The organism is Janthinobacterium sp. JF4 (assembly GCF_059617925.1).
On sequence record NZ_JCAQAV010000007.1, the window covers coordinates 130676 to 154034 of the forward strand.

Sequence of the window (23359 nt, forward strand, 5' to 3'; positions counted from 1 at the left end):
AAAAGTTCAGACGGCAAGCCCAGGCGAGTGCCAGGCGGGCGGCCATGGTGACTGGCAGTACGGGTTTACATTAAAGGACATTGACATGACCATTTTTGATAACTATGCAGCACGCTACGAGCGCACCCGCGAAGAGGAAATGTCGCTCACCGAATACCTGGCCCTGTGCAAGAAGGACAAGCTGACGTATGCCAGCGCGCCCGAACGCATGCTGGCCGCCATCGGCGAGCCGCAGCTGGTCGACACGCGCAACGACACGCGCTTGTCGCGCATCTTCGCCAACAAGATCATCAAGATCTATCCCGCCTTCCGCGAGTTCTACGGCACCGAGGAAGTCATCGAGCAAGTCGTCTCGTACTTCCGCCACGCGGCGCAAGGCCTGGAAGAACGCAAGCAGATCCTGTATTTGCTGGGGCCTGTCGGCGGCGGCAAGTCGTCGATCGCGGAAAAACTCAAGTCGCTGATGGAACACGTGCCCTTCTATTGCCTGAAAGGCTCGCCCGTCAACGAATCGCCGCTGGGCCTGTTCAATGAACAAGAGGACGGCACCATCCTGGAAGAGGACTACGGTATCCCGCGCCGCTACCTGCGCAACATCCCCAGCCCCTGGGCCGTGAAACGCCTGCATGAATACAATGGCGATATCAACCAGTTCCGCGTCGTCAAGCGCTATCCTTCCGTGCTGAAACAGATTGCCATCTCGAAAACGGAACCGGGCGACGAAAACAACCAGGACATTTCCTCGCTGGTGGGCAAGGTCGACATCCGCAAGCTGGAAGACTATGCGCAGGACGATCCGGACGCCTACAGCTATTCGGGCGGCCTGTGCCTGGCCAACCAGGGCTTGATGGAATTCGTGGAAATGTTCAAGGCCCCGATCAAGGTCTTGCACCCGCTGCTGACGGCCACACAGGAAGGCAACTACAAGGGCACGGAAGGCTTCGGCGCAATTCCGTTCGACGGCATCATCCTGGCCCACTCGAACGAGTCGGAATGGAAGACCTTTAAAAACAACCGCAACAACGAGGCGTTTCTTGACCGTATCTATATAGTCAAGGTGCCGTACTGCCTGCGCGTGTCCGATGAAATCAAGATCTACGACAAACTGGTGGCCAATTCCTCGCTGGTGAAGGCCCCGTGCGCGCCCGGCACCCTGCGCATGATGGCGCAGTTCGCCATCCTGTCGCGCCTGAAAGACCCGGAAAACTCCAGCATTTTCTCGAAGATGCTCGTCTACGATGGCGAAAACCTCAAGGATACGGACCCGAAAGCCAAGTCCATGCACGAATACGTCGATTACGCGGGCGTGGACGAAGGCATGAACGGCCTGTCGACGCGCTTTGCCTTCAAGATCCTGTCGAAAGTGTTCAACTTTGACAATTCCGAAGTGGCCGCCAATCCCGTGCATCTATTATATGTACTGGAACAGCAGGTCGAGCGCGAGCAGTTCGCGCCGGAACTCGAGCAGCGCTACTTCTCGTATATCAAAGAGCACCTGGCGCAGCGCTATGTGGAATTCATCGGCAAGGAGATCCAGACGGCTTACCTGGAAAGCTATTCGGAATACGGCCAGAACATTTTCGACCGCTATGTGACGTTTGCCGATTTCTGGATACAGGACCAGGAATACCGCGATCCGGACACGGGCGAAAGTTTCGACCGCGAATCGCTGAACAATGAACTGGAAAAGATCGAGAAGCCGGCGGGCATTTCCAATCCGAAGGATTTCCGCAATGAAATCGTGAACTTCGGCTTGCGCGCGCGGGCCTCCAACGGCGGCAAGAATCCCGCCTGGACCAGTTATGAAAAGTTCCGCACCGTGATTGAAAAGAAAATGTTTTCGAATACGGAGGAATTGCTGCCCGTAATTTCCTTCAATGCCAAGGCCAGCGCCGACGATGCCAACAAGCACGCCGACTTCGTGGCCCGCATGGTGGAAAAAGGCTATACGGCCAAGCAGGTACGCCTGTTATGCGAATGGTACTTGCGCGTACGCAAGTCGTCATAGCGCGGACAGCGAAGGCGCGCTCCCGCCCGAGGGCTGGCGGGGCGTGCAAGACGAGAGGCAAGGAGGCACCCTTTGACATACCTTATCGACAGGCGCTTGCAAAGCAAGAATAAATCCGCCGTCAACCGCGAGCGTTTCCTGCGGCGTTACAAGGGCCAGATCAAGGATGCCGTGGGGCGCGCCATCAAGGGGCGCTCGATCACGGACGTCGAAAATGGCGAGAAGGTCAGCATCCCCGTCAAGGACGTGGGCGAACCGTCGTTCGGCCACGCGCATGGCGGCGTGTGGGAAGTGGTCAATCCCGGCAACAAGGAATACCTGAAAGGCGACCAGATCGCCCGGCCGAAAGGCGGCGGTGGCGGCGGGCGGGGCAAGGCAGGCAATAGCGACGAGACGACGGAAGACGACTTCATCTTCGAATTGTCGCGCGAAGAATTCATGAATTATTTCTTCGAGGACCTGGAATTGCCGCACATGGTGAAAACCCAGCTGACGGCCACCACGGAATTCAAGAACCAGCGCGCCGGCTACAATATGTCGGGCACGCCCTCGAACATCCACGTGCTGCGTTCCCTGCGTGGCGCACTGGGCCGGCGCATCGCCGTTGGCGGCGGCGCCCGCAAGCAGCTGGCGCAGGCCGAGGAAGAACTGGCGGCACTGCTGCACGAAGGCGTGTCCGACAGCGACCCGCTGGTCACGGAGCTGCGCCGCCTGATCCATCACCTGCACACGCGCCTGCTGGCGATTCCCTTCATCGACCCGTTCGACTTGCGCTACAGCAACCGCATCAAGGTGCCCAAGCCGATGACGCAGGCCGTCATGTTCTGCATCATGGACGTCTCCGGCTCCATGGACGAGTCGCGCAAGGACACGGCCAAGCGCTTCTTCATCCTCCTGTATCTGTTCCTCAAGCGCGTCTACGACAAGATCGAAGTCGTCTTCATCCGCCACCATACGGCGGCGGCCGAAGTGGACGAGCATGAATTCTTCAATTCGCGCGAGTCCGGCGGCACCGTCGTCTCCTCCGCCTTGCACTTGCTCAACACCATCATCGACGAGCGCTATGGCGCCGGGCAATGGAACAGCTATGTGGCGCAGGCGTCCGACGGCGACAACTGGGACAACGATTCCGTGCTGTGCCGCCAGTTGCTTATTAATACCATCATGCCCAAGGTGCAGTACTACACCTATGTCGAGATCACCGACGGCCCGCAGCAAAACCTGTGGGAGCAATACGCGGGCGTGCTCGACCATCACGCCCATTTCGCCATGCAAAAGATCGTCACGCCGGCCGATATCTACCCGGTCTTCCGCGAACTGTTCAAGAAACAGGTGAAATGATGAGTGCAGCCTTTGACCGTGCCAGCAACACCCCGGGCGAACCGTTCGTGCGCCTGCGCCACCCGAACGCCCTGCCCGAGCAGTCGGAATGGACGTTCGAGCTGATCGAGCAAATCCACGAGGAAATCCGCCGTGTGGCGAAACAGTTTGGCCTCGACACCTATCCGAACCAGCTGGAAATCATCACGGCCGAGCAGATGATGGATGCCTACACCTCGGTGGGCATGCCGGTCTCGTACAACCACTGGTCGTTCGGCAAGCACTTTCTGTCCACCGAGAAAAGCTACAAGCGCGGCCAGATGGGCCTGGCCTACGAGATCGTCATCAACTCGAACCCGTGCATCGCCTATTTAATGGAGGAAAACAGCCTGACCATGCAGTCGCTGGTGATCGCGCATGCGGCATATGGCCATAACTCCTTCTTCAAGGGCAATTACCTGTTCCGCGCCTGGACGGATGCGGACGCCATCATCGACTATATGGTGTTTGCCAAGAATTACATCGCCGAATGCGAACAGCGCCATGGCGTCGATGCGGTGGAATTGCTGCTCGACTCGTGCCACGCCATCCAGAACTACGGCGTGGACCGCTACAAGCGCCCGGCGAAACTGTCGATGGCGAAGGAATATGCGCGCCAGAAAGAACGCGAAGCCTATGTGCAGTCGCAGATCAACCAGCTGTGGCGTACCCTGCCCCGGCGCGACGAAGACGAAGACGAGGAAGACCAGCGCAAGGCCGCCCCCCGCTTTCCGCCCGAACCCGAGGAAAACCTGCTGTACTTCATCGAAAAGTATGCGCCGCTGCTGGAACCGTGGCAGCGCGAGATGGTGCGCATCGTGCGCAAGATTTCCCAGTATTTCTACCCGCAGCGGCAAACCCAGGTCATGAACGAGGGCTGGGCCACCTTCTGGCACTACACGATATTGAACCAGCTGTATGACGAAGGCGTGGTGGGCGACGGCTTCATGATGGAATTTCTGAAAAGCCATACCAACGTGGTCTACCAGCCGCCCATCGACAGCCCGTATTACAGCGGCATCAACCCGTATGCGCTGGGTTTCGCCATGATGAGCGACATCCGCCGCATCTGCGAGCATCCGACGGACGAAGACCGCGCCTGGTTTCCCGACATGGCCGGCAGCGACTGGCGCAAGAGCCTGGACTTTGCCATGCGCAATTTCAAGGATGAAAGCTTCATCGCCCAGTACCTGTCGCCGCGGCTGATCCGCGAATTCCACTTTTTTGCCGTGCTCGACGACGACAAGAATGAAAAACTGGCCATTTCCGCCATCCACGACGATGCCGGCTACCGCTACGTGCGCCAGCAGCTGGCAGAGCAGTACAACCTGGGCAACCGCGAGCCGAACATCCAGGTCTGGTCCGTGAATACGCGCGACGACCGCGCCTTGACCCTGCGCCACACGCAATTCCAGCGCCGCCCGCTGAACCAGCAGGCGGCCGAGGTGCTCAAGCATGTGGCGCGGCTATGGGGCTTCGATGTGCACCTCGATACGGTCGATCCGGCAGGCGTGGTTCTGGGCACCTTGAATTGCCGGCGCGAGAAGCGCAACCGGCGCGATGACCCTGCTGTCCGGCCATGAAATGATTTGTTGATAATAATCAATGGCAAGAATATAAGCGTTTCCTATGCCTGTATAGGAATTCAGTATGGCCTGGCGACGTCGAAACGGCCTCCGGGAGCGCCTTTTTTGACCTGGGTAAAGTGTCTTCCGCACCCGTTTGGTGCGCGCGGAAGCTTAAGTGGTCTGGTTCCGCGTCAAAATATTTCCCACGGGAAAGATTTTTATCCAAATTTAGCAGTTTCCATATTCAATATCACGAAATATAATTCCGCCAGATAGGCACATCGGAGAACTTAGCAGCGGTCGCCCAAAACGGCTGTAAAAAACCGATAAGACCGCCTTTTTTTCTGTCCGAAAGCGTGCAAAGATGACATAAGCAAGTACGTTTTCAGGGCGCAAAAGCGCCAAAAATTTAACCGGTTTTAGGCGTTAAAAATCTGTGTAAAATAAAGAATTCGTATGTATAATTCGGCGACGTCCCGGATACGGCTGGAGCTTTGTGTCGTCATTTTGGGGTTCAGTTGCAAGACAAGAGATGGTATTTGGAGAAAGCAGGCATGAATTTTTCGAACGAGAAAAGTCCCAAGAACTACACAGGCATCACTATCGTTGTCCTGCTGCACGTTCTCGCGGCTTACGGGATCGTGACGGGCTTGGGCAAGCGGTTGGTCACCAAAATGATGGAACCGGTTGAAACCAAGATTATCGAGGAAGTCAAACCGCCTCCACCGAAGGATCTTCCACCGCCACCACCGCCGCCAGAAATGAAAGCGCCACCGCCGCCATTCATTCCGCCAGTCGAGGTGAACGTGCAGCAGCCGCCACCACAACAGAACGTGATTGCAAATACGACTGCTGTGAAGCCAGCCACGAATGTATTGGCACCGCCAGCACCGCCTGCACAGCCTGCGCCAACTCCTGGACCAGCCAAATCGGTGCGTACGCCGGCCGTGGTTGACTTCAGTGTCTGCGAAAAACCGGCTTATCCAAAGTCGTCGCAGCGCAATGAGGAAACCGGTGTGGTGACACTGTCGTTCCTGATCGGTGTAGACGGCAAGGTCGCTGATTCGAAGATCGTGAAGTCCAGCGGCTTCAGAGACCTGGACAAAGCCGCGGTGCAAGGTATCAGCCGCTGTACATTTAAGCCGGCAACAGTTGACGGCAAGCCGGAACAAGGCTGGCAGCAAATGCAATACGTTTGGTCGCTGGATTAAAACCCGAGACAGTTATCCCCTGTCTCACACCATGATTTCGTTGTCATTACGTTCAGCGATCTGTTATTTTTAATTTTGGAGGAAGCATGTTTAAGAATACCCGTTTGTCCGCATTTTTTGCCGCGGTTCTGTTGTCCGTTACCGCTACTACCGCTCTGGTAGCAGCTCCGGCATTCGCTGACGCGCCAGCACCGGCTGCCGCTACGGCTCCTGCGGCAGACGCTGCACCAGCACCAGTTGCCGCAGATGCAGCCGCTCCAGCAGCAGACGCAGCAGCTCCAGCCGCTGACGCAGCCGCTCCAAAAACCGAAGAAGTGCACAACCCGTTCGGCCTGCAAGCCGTGTGGGACGGCGGCTTCGTGCCACGCGCCACCCTGATCATCATGGTCATCATGTCGATCGGTACCTGGTACATCATCATCACCAAGCTGATCGATCAAATGAAGATCTTCAAGCAAGCTAAAGAAGCCGCTGCCAAATTCTGGAAAGCGCCTTCGATCGCTGCTGGTTCGGCAACCCTGGAAGAAGGTTCGCCATTCCGCTTCATCGCTGAATCGGGCACCAAGGCAACGGCTCACCATGACGGCGCCCTGCTGGAACAAATCGATCTGTCGACCTGGGTGACGATGTCGATCCAGCGCGCTTCGGACAAAGTCCAATCGCGTCTGCAAGATGGCCTGTCGTTCCTGGCAACCGTTGGTTCGACCGCACCGTTTATCGGTCTGTTCGGTACCGTGTGGGGTATTTATGGCGCGCTGACCAACATCGGCATGACCGGTAACGCATCGATCGATAAAGTGGCAGGTCCAGTTGGTGAAGCACTGATCATGACCGCTTTCGGTCTGCTGGTCGCCGTTCCTGCCGTTCTGGGTTACAACTGGTTGGTGCGTCGTAACAAAACCGCAATGGAAGACATCCGTTCGTTCAGCGCCGACGTGCACTCGGTTCTGGTTTCCGGCGTAATGTCCACCAGCGAAGCTGGCCGTGCTGCCGGCGCTAAAAAGATCGGATAAGTCATGTCGATGTCCGTCGGCTCCGACAGCGGAGAACAAGATCAGGTAATGTCAGAAATCAACACGACGCCGCTTGTCGACATCATGTTGGTTTTGCTGATCATTTTCTTGATCACCAGTCCGGTTGTCCTCAAGCTGCAGAAAATCGATCTGCCGATCGAGGCCAACCAAGCCCTTCAAACCAAGCCGCAAAACGTTAACATCGTTGTTAACAAGGACGGCGAGATTTACCTGGGCCAGACCAGACTGAGAGACACGAACGAATTGTTCGATTATCTTAAAGTTGAAGCAGTGAAAGTACCGCAGCCGGAAGTACACGTTCGTGGCGACCAAGAAACACGCTACGAATCGATCGGCCGGGTTATTTACACGACCCAACGTGCCGGGATCCAGAAGGTCGGCTTCATCACCGAACCACCTGACAAGGGCTGATAGCGACTGGCAGCGGCGTCCCGGCAACACGGGGATGCCACTGCCGGAAGCTGACCGGGCGGCAGTTTCGCCCGGTGCTTCGTTGGACTTCTTAAAGGAAACACTATGAGTATGAATGTCGGTTCGGGAAGCGCTCCAGGCGCCGATCCGGAACCAATGATGGAACTGAACATGACGCCCCTCATCGACGTGATGCTGGTGCTGATTATCATGTTGATCATCACGATTCCTAAGCAAAACCACTCGGTGAACTTGAACATGCCGGTCGGCACTCCGCCGCCACCGACAACCGAACCAGTGGTCGTCACGATCGATGTCGATTTTGACGGTACGATCCTGTGGGACAATCAGGTCATTCCTGACCGCGCTTCGCTGGAAGCCAAGCTGAGCAACGTTGCTGCGCAAGCAGACCAACCGGAAGTGCATTTGCGTCCGAACAAGCTGGTGGAATACAAAGTCGTCGCCGGTGTGATGGCGTCGGCGCAGCGTCTGGGCGTGACCAAAATCGGTCTGGTCGGCAACGAGCAATTCCAGTAAGCTGCAGCAATCAGGTTCTCTTTACATCCGAATAGGCAGGACTTCCTGCCTATTCGCTTTTTACTGAAAGACTTTCTCATGTCCAAGTTTCGTCTCGCTCATCTCGGCCTCGTCATGGCCGCTATCGGTTTTACCGCAGCAACTCCCGTAATCGGCCTGGGCTCGCTGGCATACGCCGCGGACACCGTGCGTGCCGAAGTGGGCAAGCCATTGCAAGAAGCGCAAAAACTCGCTGGCAGCGGCAAGAACAAGGAAGCGCTGGCCAAGCTGCGCGAAGCTGACAGCGTCGGCGGCAAGACCGCCTTTGAAAGCTACCAGATCGAGCGCGTGCGCGCTTCGGCCGCTGCCGCCGCCGGCGATAACGGCGCCGCCATCAAGGCTTTTGAAGCTGTCATCAATTCCGGCCGCCTGAGCGCCGCCGAAGCCCCCAAATTCACGCAAGCCCTGGCCGGCATGTACTACCGCGCCAAGGACTGGCCAAATACCATCACCTGGATCAAACGCTCGCTGAAAGACCGCGAAGATCCACAGATGCGCGAACTGCTGATCCAGACCTACTACGTCAGCGGCAACTACGCCGAAGCGGCGAAAGAGCTGCAAGCGCGCGGCGGCAACTCGGAAGCGAGCCTGCAAATGCTGGCCAACATCCAGTTGAAGCAGAACGACAAGGCCGGCTACGTCGCCACCCTGGAAAAACTGGCGGGCAGCTATCCGAAGACCAGCTACTGGGCTGACCTGCTGAACCGCGTCTCGGGCAAGCCTGGCTTCTCGCAGCGCCTGGGCCTGGACGTCCAGCGCCTGCGCCTGGCCAACGGCCTGTTCACCAAGCCGTCCGAATACATGGAAATCAGCCAGCTGGCCCTGCAAGCAGGCAATCCTGGCGAAGCTTTGGCCATCATCGAGCAAGGCTACAAAAAAGGCGTGCTGGGCACCGGTGCCGATGCGCCGCGTCACCAGCGCCTGAAAGACCTGGCCCTGAAAACCCAGGCCGAGCTGAAAGCCAACGCCGCCAAGTCGGAAGCGGAATACGTCAAGAACAAGGACGCCGACAGCTTGAGCAAGCTGGGCTTCGCCCTGGTCTACGATGGCCAGGCCGACAAGGGCCTGGGCTTGATGAACGACGCCGTGAAAATGGGCACCGCCAAGTATGCGGAAGAAGCCAAGCTGCATCTGGGCATCGCTTACATTCACGCCGGCAAGAAGTCCAACGCCGCGACGGCACTCAAAGCCGTCAAGGGCACGGATGGCGCGGCTGACCTGGCCCGTTACTGGACGTTAATGAATAAATAAGACAACATCCTCCGGGAGTTGCAGGCAGCTAGTCGAGTGCCACCCAAAAGCGTTGCCAGCACACCCGCCGGCAACGCTTTTTGTTATTTCAGCAGTGAAATTCGCCCTGCGCCCGCCCTGCCGGGTGTGCATCCCTGAAACAGTCCGTATAATCCCCCTTTTGGCACAGTTTTTCATCAGATTCCTATGAAGGTATTCCGCGGACTTCCCAATGCCCAGGCACGAGCGCCTTGCGCTCTGACCATCGGCAATTTTGACGGTGTCCACATCGGCCATCAGGCGTTGCTGGCGCGCGTGCGCGGCGCGGCGACCGAACTCGGCATTGAAGCGGCCGTGATGACGTTCGAACCGCACCCGCGCGAATTCTTCGCGCAGCGCGCGGGCGACCTGTCCAAAGCGCCGCAGCGCATTGCCAACTTGCGCGACAAGCTGCAATCGCTGGACGACGCCGGCATCGACCGTGTCGTCGTCGAGCACTTCAGCGCCCAGTTCGCCGCCTTGACGCCGCAGGAATTCACGGAAAAAGTCCTCGTCGACGGCTTGCACGTGAAATGGCTGATGGTCGGCGACGACTTCTGCTATGGCGCCCGGCGCGCCGGCGACGTCGCCATGCTGCAGGAAGCGGGCCGCAAATATGGTTTCCATGTAGAAACTTTGCCTACCGTGATGAACGGCAGCACGCGCATCTCCTCGTCGGCCGTGCGTCTGGCCCTGGCTGCCGGTGATTTCCCGCTGGCCACGCAGTTGCTGGGCCATCCGTATGCCATTTCCGGCCATGTCATCCATGGCCAGAAACTGGGCCGCACCCTCGGCTTCCCCACCCTGAACCTGCGCGTGGCGCACCGCCCCGCCCTGTCCGGCATCTTCATCGTGCAAGTGCACGGCCTGGGACCAGTGCCGCTGCCAGCAGTGGCCAGCCTGGGCGTGCGCCCCACCGTCGACGACAGCGGCCGCGTCTTGCTGGAAGTGCATCTGTTTGATTTCAATCAATCCTGCTACGGCAAGCTGGTGCGCGTGGAATTCCTGCAAAAGCTGCGCGACGAAGAAAAGTACGACGACTTGCCCACCCTGACGGCCGCCATCGAGCGCGACTCGAACCAGGCGCGCGCCTACTTCGAGCAGCGCAGCGGCGCCATTACCGCCACCGACCGAATTTGACGCCGGCCAACTCCGCCGCCTGGCGGCCCCTGCCGCCGCAAACCATTCAATATCATTAAAGAAGATTATGTCCGATCAAAACAAGCCAGCCACGCCCAAGCAGAACAAGAAGCCTGAAAGCAAATACCCGGTCAACATGACGGAAACCCCGTTCCCGATGCGCGGCGACATGGCCAAGCGCGAGCCGCAATGGGTACAGCAATGGCAAGACAAGAAAATCTACGAGCGCGTGCGCAAGGCCGCCGCCGGCCGCCCGAAATTCATCCTGCATGACGGCCCGCCGTACGCGAATGGCGACATCCACCTGGGCCACGCCGTCAACAAGATCCTGAAGGACATGGTCGTCAAGTCGCGTTCGCTGGCCGGCTTCGACGCGCCGTATGTACCGGGCTGGGACTGCCACGGCATGCCGATCGAGATCCAGATCGAAAAACTGCACGGCAAGAACCTGCCGACGGCTGAAGTACTGGAAAAGGCCCGCGCCTACGCCAATGTGCAGGTCGAGCGCCAGAAGAAGGATTTCATCCGCCTGGGCGTGCTGGGCGAGTGGGACAACCCGTACCTGACCATGGCGCACGGCAATGAAGCGGACGAATTGCGCGCGCTGGGCAAGCTGCTGGAAAAAGGCTATGTGTACCGCGGCCTGAAGCCCGTCAACTGGTGTTTTGATTGCCAGTCGGCACTGGCCGAAGCGGAAGTGGAATACGCGGAAAAACGCGATCCCGCCATCGACGTCGGGTTCAAGTTCGCCGAGCCGGAAAAACTGGCGGCCGCCTTCGGCCTGCCATCGCTGCCGACCGATAACGGTTTCATCGTCATCTGGACCACCACGCCGTGGACCATCCCGTCGAACCAGGCGCTGAACGTGCACCCGGAAGTGAAATATGCGCTGGTGAAAGCCGAGCGCGATGGCCAGCCATTGCTGCTGATCCTGGCGCAAGACCTGGTCGTGGCCAGCCTGGCGCGCTTCAAGCTCGATGGCACGACGATTGCCACCTGCGACGGCGCGGCCCTGGCCGGCATCTGCTTCCGCCATCCGCTGCATGCGGCCGACGCGTTCTATGACCGCTTGTCGCCCCTGTACCTGGCCGAATACGTGACCACGGAAAGCGGCACGGGCGTGGTGCACTCGGCGCCCGCCTACGGCCTGGACGACTTCATCTCCTGCAAGGCGCACGGCATGAAGGACGACGACATCATCAAGCCCGTCATGGGCGACGGCAAGTTCGCCTCCACCCTGCCCCTGTTCGGCGGCATGACCATCTGGGAAGCGTCGAAGCCAATCTGCAACGCCTTGCGCGAAGCCGGTGCGCTGTTCGAAGTCAAGATGTTCGACCACAGCTACATGCATTGCTGGCGCCACAAGACGCCGATCATCTACCGCGCCACATCGCAGTGGTTCGCGGGCATGGACGTGACGCCGAAAGACGGCGGCGCGACCCTGCGCGAGACGGCCTTGCAAGGCATCGCCGACACCGAGTTCTTCCCGGACTGGGGCCAGGCGCGTCTGCACGGCATGATCGCCAACCGTCCCGACTGGACCTTGTCGCGCCAGCGCCAGTGGGGCGTGCCGATGGCCTTCATCGTGCACAAGGAAACGGGCGACCTGCATCCGCGCACGCCGGAACTGCTGGAGCAAGTGGCCAAGCTGATCGAAAAGGACGGCATCGAGGCATGGCAGGCGCTGGACCTGGCTGACCTGATCGGCGACGAAGCGGCCATCTACGCCAAGAACAAGGACACGCTGGACGTGTGGTTCGATTCCGGCGCCACGCACCAGACGGTGCTGGGCGGCCCGCAAGCGCACGGTTCGCACTCGACGCAGCTGCAATTCCCGGCCGACCTGTACCTGGAAGGCTCGGACCAGCATCGCGGCTGGTTCCACTCGTCGCTGCTGGTGTCGTCGATGCTGAACGGCCGTCCGCCGTATAAAGCCCTGCTGACGCACGGTTTCACGGTAGACGGCGAAGGCAAGAAGATGTCTAAGTCGCTGGGCAACACCTTGGCGCCGCAAAAGATCTCGGACACCCTGGGCGCGGACATCCTGCGCCTGTGGATCGCCTCGACCGACTACACGGGCGAGCTGTCGATCTCCGACGAGATCCTGAAACGCGTGACGGAATCGTATCGCCGCATCCGCAACACCCTGCGCTTCCTGCTGGCCAATACCTCGGACTTCAATCCGGCCACGGACGCCGTGCCGGTGGCGGAGATGTTCGAAATCGACCGCTATGCGCTGGCCAACATGGCCTCGCTGCAAACGCAGATCGAGAACAACTACGCGCGCTACGAATTCCACCCGGTGGTGTCGAAGCTGCAGACGTACTGCTCGGAAGACCTGGGCGGCTTCTATCTGGACATCCTGAAGGACCGCCTGTACACCTCGGGCCTGACGTCGCAAGCGCGCCGTTCGGCGCAGACGGCCCTGTGGCACATCACGCAAAGCCTGCTGCGCCTGATGGCCCCTGCCCTGTCGTTCACGGCCGAGGAAGCGTGGGCCGTCTTCGCAGGCAGCGAAGCGTATGCCGCCAGCGATGAAACCATCTTCACGCAAACCTGGTGGCAGCTGCCGGAAGTGCTTGACGCCGCCGACCTGCTGGAGAAGTACACGGCACTGCGCGCCGTGCGCACGGACGTGACCAAACAGCTGGAAGACTTGCGCACCTCGGGCGCCATCGGTTCGTCGCTGCAGGCGGAACTGACGATCAAGGCCGCGCCGATGAAGTACAAGCTGTTGACCACCCTGGGCGAGGACTTGAAGTTCGTCTTCATCACCTCGCAGGCCAGCGTTGTCGAAGTGCCTGAGGAAGCGGCCGAGGAAGTGATCGTAACCGCGTCGACGGCGCAAAAGTGCGAACGCTGCTGGCACTACCGTAGCGACGTGGGCACGGACGCCGCGCATGCTACCCTGTGCGGCCGCTGCGTCAGCAACCTGTATGGAAAAGGCGAAGCGCGCCGCTTCGCATAGACTGTCACCCCGGAACGCTGCCTGCGTCCCGCTTCCAACCGCCGCCTGGCACCAGGCGGCGGCTTTATCTTCCCTGGAAAAATATGGCCACTAAAAACCGTTTTTCATCGAAATCGTCATCCTCGGCGTCGCTCGTGCCCTGGCTGGGGATTGCCGCCATCGTCATCCTGTTCGACCAGATCACCAAGATCACGATCCTGAAGACCTTCCGCTATGCGCAAGAGATGGTCATCACCTCGTATTTCAATCTGGTGCTCGCGTATAACAAGGGCGCCGCGTTCAGCTTCCTGTCCGACCAGGGCGGCTGGCAGCGCTATTTCTTCACCGGCATCGCCCTGGCGGCCGCCGTCTACATCATCTATCTGCTGAAAAAGCACGCCGGCCAGCGCATGTTCTGCTGGGCCCTGGCGCTGATCCTTGGCGGCGCGCTGGGCAACGCCATCGACCGCCTGATGTACGGCCACGTGGTCGACTTCCTCGACTTCCACTGGAAAAGCTGGGGCCACTTCCCCGCTTTCAATATCGCCGACAGCGCCATCTGCATCGGCGCGGCCCTGTTCATCATCGATGAACTGCGCCGGGTAAACAAATAAACACGCAGGAGAACGGCATGGAATTGTCCGGCAAAAAAATCGTCCTGGGACTTTCGGGCGGCGTCGCGTGCTACAAGGCGGCGGAACTGTGCCGCAGCTTGACCCGCGCCGGCGCCTCGGTGCAAGTGGTGATGACGGATGCGGCCAGCCACTTCATCACGGCCGTCACGATGCAGGCCCTGTCCGGCCAACCCGTGCACACGAGCCAGTGGGATGCCCGCATCGACAACAACATGGCGCATATCGATTTGACGCGCCATGCCGACGCCATCCTGATCGCGCCGTGTTCGGCCGATTTTCTGCGCAAGCTGGCGCACGGCGTGTGCGACGACCTGCTGTCGACCCTGTGCCTGGCCCGCCCGGCCCAGCTGCCTTTGCTGGTGGCGCCGGCCATGAACGTGGAAATGTGGCAGAACCCCGCCACGCAGCGCAATGTGCAGCAGCTGCGCGAAGACGGCATCAAGCTGTTTGGCCCGGCTGCCGGCGAACAGGCGTGCGGCGAAGTGGGCCTGGGCCGCATGCTGGAGCCGGAACAGCTCTTGACGGAACTGATCGCCGCCTTTCAGCCGAAGGTATTGGCGGGCAAGCGCGTGCTGGTCACGGCCGGCCCCACTTTTGAGGCCATCGACCCCGTGCGCGGCATCACCAATCTGTCCTCGGGCAAGATGGGCTATGCGGTGGCGCGCGCGGCGCGCGAAGCGGGCGCCGAGGTGCTGCTCATTTCCGGTCCCACGGCCCTGGACGCGCCCTTCGGCGTGCGCCGCATCGACGTGCAGAGCGCGCAGCAAATGCATGATGCGGTGCTGGCCCACGTCGACGGCCAGCATGTCTTTGTCGCCGTGGCCGCCGTGGCCGACTGGCGCGTGGCCAACGCCAGCGAGCAGAAGCTGAAAAAACAGGCCGACGGCTCTGTGCCCGAACTGCAGTTCGCGCAAAACCCCGACATCCTGGCCACTGTGGCGGCGCGCACCAACCTGGCCGGCTATCCGTACTGCGTGGGCTTTGCCGCCGAATCGGAAAACCTGGTGGAATTCGGCTCGACCAAGCGCGAAAAGAAGGGCATCCCTCTGCTGGTCGGCAATATCGGCCAGAACACGTTTGGCCAGGACGACAACACCATCATCCTGTTCGACGAGGAAGGCCATACCGTGCTGCCGCGCGCCTCGAAACTGAACCTGGCGCGCCAGCTGATTTCGGAAATCTCGAAGCGGCTGGCCAAAAATTCGCTGCTCAAATAACCCTTTACGTTTTAGATTAATGAAAAATATCGACATCAAGATTCTCGACGTCCGCATGAAAGAACTGCTGCCCGCCTACGCCACACCCGGCAGCGCCGGCCTGGACCTGCGCGCCTGCATAGCCGAAGCGATCACCATCGAAGCCGGCCAGACCGTGCTCATTCCCACCGGCCTGGCCATCCACATCGGCGACCCGTCGTATGCGGCCATGATTTTGCCGCGCAGCGGCATGGGCCACAAAAACGGCATCGTCCTGGGGAATCTGGTAGGCTTGATCGACTCCGATTACCAGGGCCAGCTGATGGTATCGACCTGGAACCGGGGCCAGAGCGCTTTCACGCTCAACCCCATGGAACGCCTGGCGCAACTGATTATCGTGCCGGTGCTGCAAGTGGGCTTTAACGTCGTCGAGGAATTCGGCGACAGCGAACGCGGTGTTGGCGGTTTCGGCAGCACCGGCAAACATTAACAGCGACTGACAAACCGTAGCGAGCGGATGTGAGTTGTGGCTGAGAAGCGGAGCTGTGCGAATGCACAGTGAGCATCGGAGGCCGCGACCCGCGCCGCGCAGTAGGTTTTGTCAGGAGTTACAAGAAGGATTTTCTCATGCCAGGTTTCCGCCATCTGATCCCAGCCCCGACTTCGCTGCGCCATCTGGCCACTCCGCTTCTCTTGGCCGGCGCGGCCATGCTGGCCGGCTGCACCACGCCGGCGACGACTGTCAGCGGCCCGTTCAACGTCGTGCCGGCGCCCGATGCGCCCGCCCCGACGGCGCAGCAAAAGGCGGCACAGGAAGAGCTGGTGAAGATGGTGGCGCTGCAGGACCGCCTGTCGAAAGTCTCGGCGCCCCTGCTGATCAACAATGCGGACCTGTGCAAGACGTATGCGCGCAACCTGCTGGGCTTTACGGCGCAGAACAAGTATTCCTACCCCGGCATCTATGCCGATGCGGCCCAGGCGGCGCTCGGCTACGGCGAGCAGATGCAGGTCTCCGGCGTCTTGCCGGGCAGCGGCGCCGCGCGCGCCGGCTTGCGCAAGGGCGACGGCTTGCTGGCCGCCGAAGGCAAGCCGCTGCCGGCCGGCCCGAAAGCGGAAGGCCCGTTCGGCGCCATCGTCGGCCCGCTGGCCTCGAAAAGCGCGAGCCTGAACATGACCATCGCCCGCGACGGCCAGCAGCAGGACCTCAAAATTCCCGTCACGCGCGCCTGCGCCTTCCGCGTCGCCCTGGGCAATGCGGACAATATCAACGCGTATTCGGACGGCGCGCGCATCATGCTCACGCGCGGCATGCTCGATGCGGCGCAAAACGACGAAGGCATCGCCTTCGTCATCGCCCGCGAAATGGCGCACAACATCCTCGGCCACGCGCGCAGCCAGCGCACGGCAGGGACGGCTGGCAGCATCATCGACAGCCTGGGCGCCGTGCAGCCCGACATGGCTATGCTGACGGGCGCCGCCGGCATCAAGGCCATGCCGCAGGAACTTGACGTGCAAGCCGACACCCTGGCCATCTACCTGCTGGCGCGCGCCGGCTACAACGTCGACAACGCCGCCCGCTTCTGGCAGCGCCTGGCCACGCAAGTGCCGGCAACGGTCGCCAATGGCTACACGGCCCTGCATCCGGGCACCAACTCGCGCATGGCGGCCATCAACCGCGCCGTGACGGACGTGCGTGCCAAGCAGGCGGCAAAGAAACCGCTGAAACCTTGATGCCAAAGGCGCCTGATGCAGCAGGTTTGCTCAGGCGCCGGGAAAATTCGGGAAGTAGGTGCCCATAACCCAGGTCAGGGCGCCGCAGAACACCACGGCCAGAAACAGGACAATGAGCAGCTTGCCGAACTTAGGAATACCCTCTTCTTGCGTCTTGACTTCATTTGACATGAAAATTCTCCGCAGGGTGGTGGAACAGGTAGTATATCCACAATCTTGAATACTTTTCCATACTTTGCCGCAAACATGCGGCATGTAACCCGCGCGCGCCATGGACAGCATCGACCTTGAAGTTCTGAAAACCAGCGCTAGCTGGCTTGCCGCCGGTCGCCGCTGCGAACTCGTCACCGTCATCAAGACCTGGGGTTCCAGCCCCCGCCCCGTGGGCGCCACCCTGGCCATCTGCGACGATGGCACGGTGGTCGGTTCCGTCTCCGGCGGCTGCATCGAAGATGATTTGATCGACACCGTGCGCGTGCACGGCATCGTGCGCACGCTGCCCGAAATCGTCAGCTACGGCATCAGCGCCGACGAGGCGCACCGCTTCGGCCTGCCCTGCGGCGGCACCATCGAACTGGCCATCGAACCGCTGCATGCGGGCAGCCGCGTGGCCGAACTGCTGGCGCGCCTGGAAGCCCATGAACTGGTCGAGCGCCGCCTCGACCTGCGCAGCGGCACCGTCACCCTGCAGCGCGCCGCGCCGGGCGCCGTGCTGGCCCTGGAAAATGGAGCGCTCACCACGCAGCATGGCCCGCGCTGGCGCTTGCTGATCATCGGCGCCAGCCAGCTGTCGCGCTTCGTGGCGCAAATCGCCACGGCCATGGATTACCACGTCATCGTCTGCGACCCGCGCGAGGAATACCGGGGCGGCTGGAACGTGCCGGGCGTGCCGCTGCTGCACGCCATGCCCGACGACCTCGTGCTGGAATTAAAGCTCGACAGCCGTAGCGCCGTCGTCGCCCTCACGCACGATCCCAAGCTCGACGACCTGGCCCTGATGGAAGCGCTGAAATCTCCGGCGTTCTACGTGGGCGCCATCGGCTCGCGCGCCAACAATGCCAGGCGCCGCGAGCGGCTGCTGCAGTTCGACGTCAGCGCCGAACAGCTGGCGCGCCTGCACGGCCCCATCGGCCTGTACATCGGCAGCAAGACGCCGGCCGAAATCGCCATTTCCATCCTGGCCGAACTGACGGCCGTCAAAAATGGCGTGCCCGATGCGCTGCAGATCCAGCACGCGGCGGCCTTGACGCCGCCCAATCCGGACCTCTGCGTGCGCTGAAGCCTGAAAGCAAGAAACAAGATGCGCCAGCGGCGCGCCCCTGCTACCTTCCCTGATTTTTGGCCACCATGACCCTGCTGCACTGGACCCTGCCCCTGCCCGCCGGCTACCGCCGCGACGATGTCATCGCCTTCCACGGCCGCGATACAGAGGCCGTGGCGGAACAAGTCACGCCGACAGGCCTGCGCAAGGGCATCCTGCTGGCCGGCGTGCCGGTCGTGCTGGACGTCGCCTTCACGCCGGATGCCGCCATCTGCCAGGCAGACATCGATGGCGATGGCGACCTTGAAACACCGCTGCACGGCGCCCTCCTGAACATCCTCGGCCTGCGCATCGACCCGCAGCCATTCGCGCAGCTGGCCGCCGCCGACCCGCTGCTGGCGCCTTTGGTCCGCGCCAACCCGGGCCTGCGCATCGTGCAATCGGCCAGCCCGTTCGAGGCGCTGACGTGGGCCATCATCGGCCAGCAGATCAACCTGCCGTTCGCCATCGCCCTGCGCCGCACCTTCATCTTGCAGGCGGGACGCCGGCACGGCAGCGGCCTGTGGTGCTACCCGGAGGCGCGCGACGTGGCGCGGCTATCCGTCGAGGATTTGACGAGCCGCAAATTCTCGCGCGCCAAGGCGGAAACCGTGCTGCGCCTGGCGCATCTCGTCAATGATGGGGAACTGTCGCTGGAACTGCCGCCCTCCGGCGACGTGGAGGCCATCTCGCAGGTGCTGCTGGCCGTGAAAGGCATCGGCCCGTGGACCGTCAACTACGCGCTGCTGCGCGGCTACGGCTATGCCGACTGCTCGCTGCACGGCGACGTGGCCATCCGCGCCGCCCTGCAAAAGCTGCTCGGCGAAGAGGTCAAGCCGGACATGGCGCGCACGGAGCAATGGCTGCGCCAGTACGCGCCGCACCGCACCATGGCGGCCGCACACCTGTGGGCCAGCCTGCACGCGCCGGAAAAGAATATTTTACCTGCAGGGGAATAAACGGCGGGCGGCATGCGTCTATCCCTTGCAAGCCCCACAAACCTCAAGGAGACCATCATGCGCTTCACCACTTTTGCCGCCACCGCCCTCGCCACCCTGCTATCCGCCCCGCTGGCCTTCGCCGCCGACGTCATGCCCGCCAACGGCATGCTGGTCAACGCCAGCGGCATGACCGTGTATGTGTTCGACAAGGATGTCGCCGACAGCGGCAAGAGCGCCTGCAGCGGCGGCTGCCTGGTGGCCTGGCCCGCCGTCATCGCCACCGAAGCGGCGCCCGCCGCCCCGTATGGCAGCATCAAGCGCGAAGACAACGGCGCCATGCAGCTGACCTACAAGGGCAAGCCCCTGTACCTGTACAAGGAAGACAAGAAACCGGGCGACATGGCCGGCGACAATGTCAAGAACGTGTGGCACGTCGTCAAGCCGTAAGCCCCTTCCCGCCGCCACGATGACCACGCCAGAGGACAGCCGCCAGCTGCAAGCGTGCCTGCCCGGCCTGCGCCGCTACGCGCGCGCGCTGGTGGGCGCCGTGCACGCGGACGACCTGGTGCAGGACACCGTGGAGCGGGCCTGGCGCAAGTTCGACCAGTGGCAACGGGGCGGCGAGATGCGGCCCTGGCTGTTTTCCATCATGCACAACCTGCACGTGGATCAATTGCGCCGCCCCGGCCTGGCGCTGCAGGAGCTCGACGACGACGCCGTGCTGCCCGCGCCGGAGCACGCGCCCGGGCAAGCCATCGCCATCGGCGAAATGGATGCGGCACTGGCCCGTTTGCCTTTGGCGCAGCGCGAAGTGATCCTGCTCGTCGCGCTCGAGCAAATGCCGTATGAACAGGTGGCGGCCACCCTGGGCATCCCCGTCGGCACCGTCATGTCGCGTTTGTCGCGCGGGCGCGACCGGCTGCGCGAACTGCTCGACGGCCGCCCTGCCGGCAGCCATGGCGCCCCCACCCTGAAAGTCGTGAAATGACAACGCAAGCCATCAGCGAAGCGCAACTGCACGCCCTGGCCGACGGCGTCCTGCCAGAGGAGCAGCGCGCCGTCATCGAGACCCACCTGCGCGCGCATCCGGACGATGCCGCCCGGGTGGATGCGTGGCGCGAGCAGAACCGGCAACTGCGCGCCCTGTTCGACCCCGTGCTGGACGAAACCGTGCCGCCGGACCTGCTGCAGGCGGCATCGCCAGCGGCGGCGAACGGCGCCTGGCAGCGCCACGCCATGCAGGCGGCAGCGGCCATCGTGCTGCTCATCGCGGGCGGCGCGGGCGGCTGGCTGCTGCGCGGCGCTGGCGGCGACAGCGGCGACATGCGGACCGCCAGCGCCAGCCCGGTCTCCCTGGCGCGCAGCGCCGCCATCGCGCATGCCGTCTACACGCCCGAAGTGCGCCACCCCGTCGAGGTAGGCGCAGAACAGGAAGCGCACCTGGTGCAATGGCTGTCGAAACGCCTGGGCACGAAATTGCAGCCGCCCGCGCTGTCGCCGCTCGGCTACCAGTTGATCGGCGGGCGCCTGCTGCCCGGCGATGGCGACGGCCCCGTGGCGCAATTCATGTATGAAGATGGCGGTGGCAAGCGTCTGACCCTGTACGTGGCCAAGGAACGGGCCGGCAGGCAGGAAACGGCTTTCCGCTATGCGCAGGAAAAGGATTTGAGCGTGTTTTACTGGATCGACGGCCGGCTCGGTTATGCCCTCTCGGCGAGCCTGCCCAAACAGGAACTGGGCAAGATCGCCGACGCCGTGTACGCGCAACTGGAAACGTCCCACTGAGTCACGCTGACGCTTGGCAGGGGCGCCGCGGCTCACTTGCCGGGCTTGCGCCACTGCATCAGCTGCAGCAAGGCCGCCATGGCGGCCGCCGCCGCCGCCCCCAGGGCCAGGCTCCAGGCTGGCCACTGCAGCAAGAGCAGCAAGCCGCCAGCGGCGGCGCCGACGGCGCTGCCCAGGTACAGCGCCGATTCATTGAGGGCGATGGCCAGGTTGCCATCGCCCTGCCGCGCGCGCACGGCCAGCAGCTGCTGGTTTTGCGGCACTTGCAGGGCCCAGCCAGCCGCCCCCCACAGCACGATCGGCGCCAGCAGCAGCCAGGCCGACCATCCGGCCGCCAGCGGCAGCGCGCACAAAGCCAGCGCCAGCAGCAGCAAGATGAACATGGTCAGCCCGGGCGCCGCCATCTTGTCCGCCCAAGGCCCGACCAGCACGCTGCCAACGATCCCTCCCACGCCCCACGCCCACAGGAAGGGCGTGGCGGAAATCGCCGCCCCCTGCGCGGACCATGCCAGCAGCGGCGCGATGAAGGTGTACATGCCCAGACTGGCGATGGCCGCCAGCAAGGAAACCAGCAGGATGGCCAGCACCTGCCCATCGGCCAGCAAGGCCAGCTTGCGGCGAAGCGACGTGGCCGGCACCGCTGGCAACGGGGGCAGCTTCCACAGCAAGCCCGCCAGCGCCAGCGCACCGAGGATGGCGACCAGCCACAGGGCCGCCGTCCAGTCCAGCTGCTGCGCCAGCAGCAAACTCAATGGCACGCCCAGCACCGTGCCGCCCGCCATGCCGCCCATGATCACGCCGATGGCCTTGCCCCGCTGCTGGGGCGCGGACACGCCCGCCGCCGCCGCGATGCCCAGCGCCAGATACACGCCGGCCCCGATGCCGGCAATGGCGCGCCATACGAGCAGACTGGCAAATCCGGGCGCCAGCGCGCTGGCCCCGTTCGCCAGCACGAACACGCCCAGGGCGCTCAAGAGGCCGGAGCGCTGCGCGCGCGCCGGCAGCAAGGCCACGGCCAGCGGCGAACCGAGGCCATAGGCCAGCGTAAACGCCGTCACCAGTTGCGCGGCCATCGCCAGGGAGACAGAAAACGCGCCGGCGATCATCGGCATCAAGCCCGCCGTCACATACGACGCCATGCCCAGCGCGAACGCGCCCACGGCGATCAGGTAGACGGTGGCCGGCAACGCGGTGGTGGCAGGCACTGCGGCACTGGAAGAAGAATAGTCAGACATGGGCAAGCTTTCGGGAAGAAAGCCGGCATTCTGGAATACAATATAAACAATTACAATTTAACTGTTTATGCTATTACTCATAGCAACAGGTTCACAGAAAAGGCAGCACCATGCGCACCTTGGCCCGCACCCGCCACGAACTGGCCGCCTACCTGCAGGCGCGGCGCGCGCGGCTGTCGCCGGAAGACGTTGGCTTGCCCGGCGGCGGGCGGCGCAGGACGCCGGGCTTGCGCCGCGAGGAAGTGGCGGCGCTGGCCGGCGTGGGACTGACCTGGTACACCTGGCTGGAACAGGGACGCGAGATCGGCGTCTCGAGCGCCTTTCTCGACAAGCTGGCCGAAGTGCTGAAGCTGGACGCGGGCGAGCGCCGCCACCTGTTCCTGCTGGCGCACGCGCGCCCTCCCGCCGAAGAGGGCAAGACGTTTTGCGTGGTGCCGCCGCCGGTGCGCCGCCTGATGCACGAACTGGCGCATCCGGCGTATGTGCTCAACTTGCGCTGGGACGTGCTGGCGTTCAATGCGGGCGCGGACGCCCTGTTCAGCTTTGGCATGCATGCCGCCTCGCGCCGCAATCTGCTGTGGCTCTTGTTTACCGACCCGCTGCTGCGGTCACGCTTCACGGCGTGGGAAGAGCAGGCGCCACTGATGCTGTCGAGCTTTCGCCGCGACTACGCGCGCGCCACGCAGGAAGCCGATATCCACGCGCTGGTGGAGGAACTGGAAAAAGTCTCGCCCGAATTCAAGCTATGGTGGCGCCGCCATGACGTGCATGCGCCATGTGCCGGCGTGCGCCGCCTGACAATCGACGGCGAGCAGGTCGCCTATGAACACACCTCGCTCACCATCGATGCGGACCGCCATCTGCGGCTGGTCGTGTATGCGCGCCGGGTGGAAGAAGAAATCGCCCCGTAGAACGAAAAAACCGCTGACCCTCTTGCGAGAAATCAACGGCTTCGAAATGGTTGCGGGGACAGGATTTGAACCTGTGACCTTCGGGTTATGAGCCCGACGAGC

At 62.1% G+C, this 23359-nt stretch carries 22 protein-coding genes; 20 read left to right on the forward strand and 2 right to left on the reverse strand.

Features of this window, described 5'->3' with window-relative positions; genetic code table 11:
* Positions 1-85: 85 nt before the first annotated feature.
* The 14 genes from AC54AF_RS09510 to AC54AF_RS09575 all read left to right on the forward strand — a co-directional run bounded on the left by AC54AF_RS09510 (position 86) and on the right by AC54AF_RS09575 (position 17085).
* Entirely contained in the window at positions 86-2008 is a 1923-nt protein-coding gene (locus tag AC54AF_RS09510; protein WP_131687712.1) for a PrkA family serine protein kinase, read from the forward strand.
* A gap of 72 nt (positions 2009-2080) precedes the next feature.
* A complete protein-coding gene (locus tag AC54AF_RS09515; protein WP_496636342.1) occupies positions 2081-3349 on the forward strand; it encodes a YeaH/YhbH family protein in 1269 nt (422 codons plus the stop codon).
* A complete protein-coding gene (locus AC54AF_RS09520; protein ID WP_131687799.1) occupies positions 3349-4950 on the forward strand; it encodes a SpoVR family protein in 1602 nt (533 codons plus the stop codon). Before AC54AF_RS09515 ends, AC54AF_RS09520 begins: the two co-directional genes overlap by 1 nt.
* Before the next feature lie 539 nt (positions 4951-5489).
* Positions 5490-6146, forward strand: coding sequence for an energy transducer TonB (locus tag AC54AF_RS09525; RefSeq protein WP_034754161.1), 657 nt, complete (start codon positions 5490-5492; stop codon positions 6144-6146).
* A gap of 86 nt (positions 6147-6232) precedes the next feature.
* Positions 6233-7159: a MotA/TolQ/ExbB proton channel family protein gene (locus tag AC54AF_RS09530; protein ID WP_496636343.1), complete on the forward strand. Its 927-nt coding sequence runs from the start codon at positions 6233-6235 to the stop codon at positions 7157-7159.
* Positions 7160-7162: 3 nt separating this feature from the next.
* Positions 7163-7591, forward strand: coding sequence for an ExbD/TolR family protein (locus AC54AF_RS09535; protein WP_230539717.1), 429 nt, complete (start codon positions 7163-7165; stop codon positions 7589-7591).
* 105 nt (positions 7592-7696) lie between these two features.
* Positions 7697-8128 (forward strand): ExbD/TolR family protein, encoded by a 432-nt coding sequence (locus AC54AF_RS09540; protein WP_496636344.1) that lies wholly within the window; start codon positions 7697-7699, stop codon positions 8126-8128.
* Between the two features lie 78 nt (positions 8129-8206).
* Positions 8207-9418: a tetratricopeptide repeat protein gene (locus tag AC54AF_RS09545; protein WP_496636345.1), complete on the forward strand. Its 1212-nt coding sequence runs from the start codon at positions 8207-8209 to the stop codon at positions 9416-9418.
* Between the two features lie 186 nt (positions 9419-9604).
* Positions 9605-10576: a bifunctional riboflavin kinase/FAD synthetase gene (locus tag AC54AF_RS09550; protein WP_131687709.1), complete on the forward strand. Its 972-nt coding sequence runs from the start codon at positions 9605-9607 to the stop codon at positions 10574-10576.
* Positions 10577-10643: 67 nt separating this feature from the next.
* Positions 10644-13544 carry an isoleucine--tRNA ligase gene (ileS, locus tag AC54AF_RS09555; RefSeq protein ID WP_496636346.1) on the forward strand — a complete coding sequence of 967 codons (2901 nt, stop codon included), beginning with the start codon at positions 10644-10646 and terminating at the stop codon, positions 13542-13544.
* Between the two features lie 83 nt (positions 13545-13627).
* The gene (gene lspA / locus AC54AF_RS09560) at positions 13628-14137 is read left to right on the forward strand and encodes a signal peptidase II (RefSeq protein ID WP_099402962.1); all 510 of its coding nucleotides are present in this window, start codon (positions 13628-13630) and stop codon (positions 14135-14137) included.
* A 17-nt stretch (positions 14138-14154) separates the two neighbouring features.
* A complete protein-coding gene (gene coaBC, locus AC54AF_RS09565) occupies positions 14155-15375 on the forward strand; it encodes a bifunctional phosphopantothenoylcysteine decarboxylase/phosphopantothenate--cysteine ligase CoaBC (protein ID WP_496636347.1) in 1221 nt (406 codons plus the stop codon).
* A 19-nt stretch (positions 15376-15394) separates the two neighbouring features.
* Positions 15395-15844: a dUTP diphosphatase gene (gene dut, locus AC54AF_RS09570; RefSeq protein ID WP_496636348.1), complete on the forward strand. Its 450-nt coding sequence runs from the start codon at positions 15395-15397 to the stop codon at positions 15842-15844.
* Positions 15845-15981: 137 nt separating this feature from the next.
* On the forward strand, positions 15982-17085 hold the full coding sequence (locus AC54AF_RS09575) for a M48 family metalloprotease (RefSeq protein ID WP_496636349.1): 1104 nt from the start codon (positions 15982-15984) through the stop codon (positions 17083-17085).
* A gap of 30 nt (positions 17086-17115) precedes the next feature.
* On the opposite strand, the gene AC54AF_RS09580 is transcribed toward AC54AF_RS09575, so the two are convergent.
* The gene (locus tag AC54AF_RS09580; protein WP_496636350.1) at positions 17116-17256 is read right to left on the reverse strand and encodes a hypothetical protein; all 141 of its coding nucleotides are present in this window, start codon (positions 17254-17256) and stop codon (positions 17116-17118) included.
* 100 nt (positions 17257-17356) lie between these two features.
* Here AC54AF_RS09580 and AC54AF_RS09585 point away from each other — a divergent pair, with 100 nt between their 5' ends.
* From AC54AF_RS09585 to AC54AF_RS09605, 5 genes are all read left to right on the forward strand, one after another.
* Positions 17357-18364: an XdhC family protein gene (locus AC54AF_RS09585; protein ID WP_496636351.1), complete on the forward strand. Its 1008-nt coding sequence runs from the start codon at positions 17357-17359 to the stop codon at positions 18362-18364.
* A gap of 68 nt (positions 18365-18432) precedes the next feature.
* Complete coding sequence (locus AC54AF_RS09590) at positions 18433-19344, forward strand: DNA-3-methyladenine glycosylase family protein (RefSeq protein WP_496636352.1); 912 nt, start codon at positions 18433-18435, stop codon at positions 19342-19344.
* Positions 19345-19401: 57 nt separating this feature from the next.
* Positions 19402-19773 carry a COG4315 family predicted lipoprotein gene (locus tag AC54AF_RS09595; protein ID WP_496636353.1) on the forward strand — a complete coding sequence of 124 codons (372 nt, stop codon included), beginning with the start codon at positions 19402-19404 and terminating at the stop codon, positions 19771-19773.
* Between the two features lie 19 nt (positions 19774-19792).
* Positions 19793-20314, forward strand: coding sequence for an RNA polymerase sigma factor (locus AC54AF_RS09600; RefSeq protein ID WP_496636354.1), 522 nt, complete (start codon positions 19793-19795; stop codon positions 20312-20314).
* Positions 20311-21111 (forward strand): anti-sigma factor family protein, encoded by an 801-nt coding sequence (locus tag AC54AF_RS09605; protein ID WP_496636355.1) that lies wholly within the window; start codon positions 20311-20313, stop codon positions 21109-21111. Before AC54AF_RS09600 ends, AC54AF_RS09605 begins: the two co-directional genes overlap by 4 nt.
* Positions 21112-21143: 32 nt before the next feature.
* Here AC54AF_RS09605 and AC54AF_RS09610 read toward each other — a convergent pair whose 3' ends face one another.
* Positions 21144-22346, reverse strand: a complete 1203-nt coding sequence (locus AC54AF_RS09610; RefSeq protein ID WP_496636356.1) for an MFS transporter — start codon at positions 22344-22346, stop codon at positions 21144-21146.
* Between the two features lie 110 nt (positions 22347-22456).
* On the opposite strand from AC54AF_RS09610, the gene AC54AF_RS09615 reads away from it, so the two are divergent.
* On the forward strand, positions 22457-23257 hold the full coding sequence (locus AC54AF_RS09615; protein ID WP_496636357.1) for a helix-turn-helix transcriptional regulator: 801 nt from the start codon (positions 22457-22459) through the stop codon (positions 23255-23257).
* Positions 23258-23359: the final 102 nt, after the last annotated feature.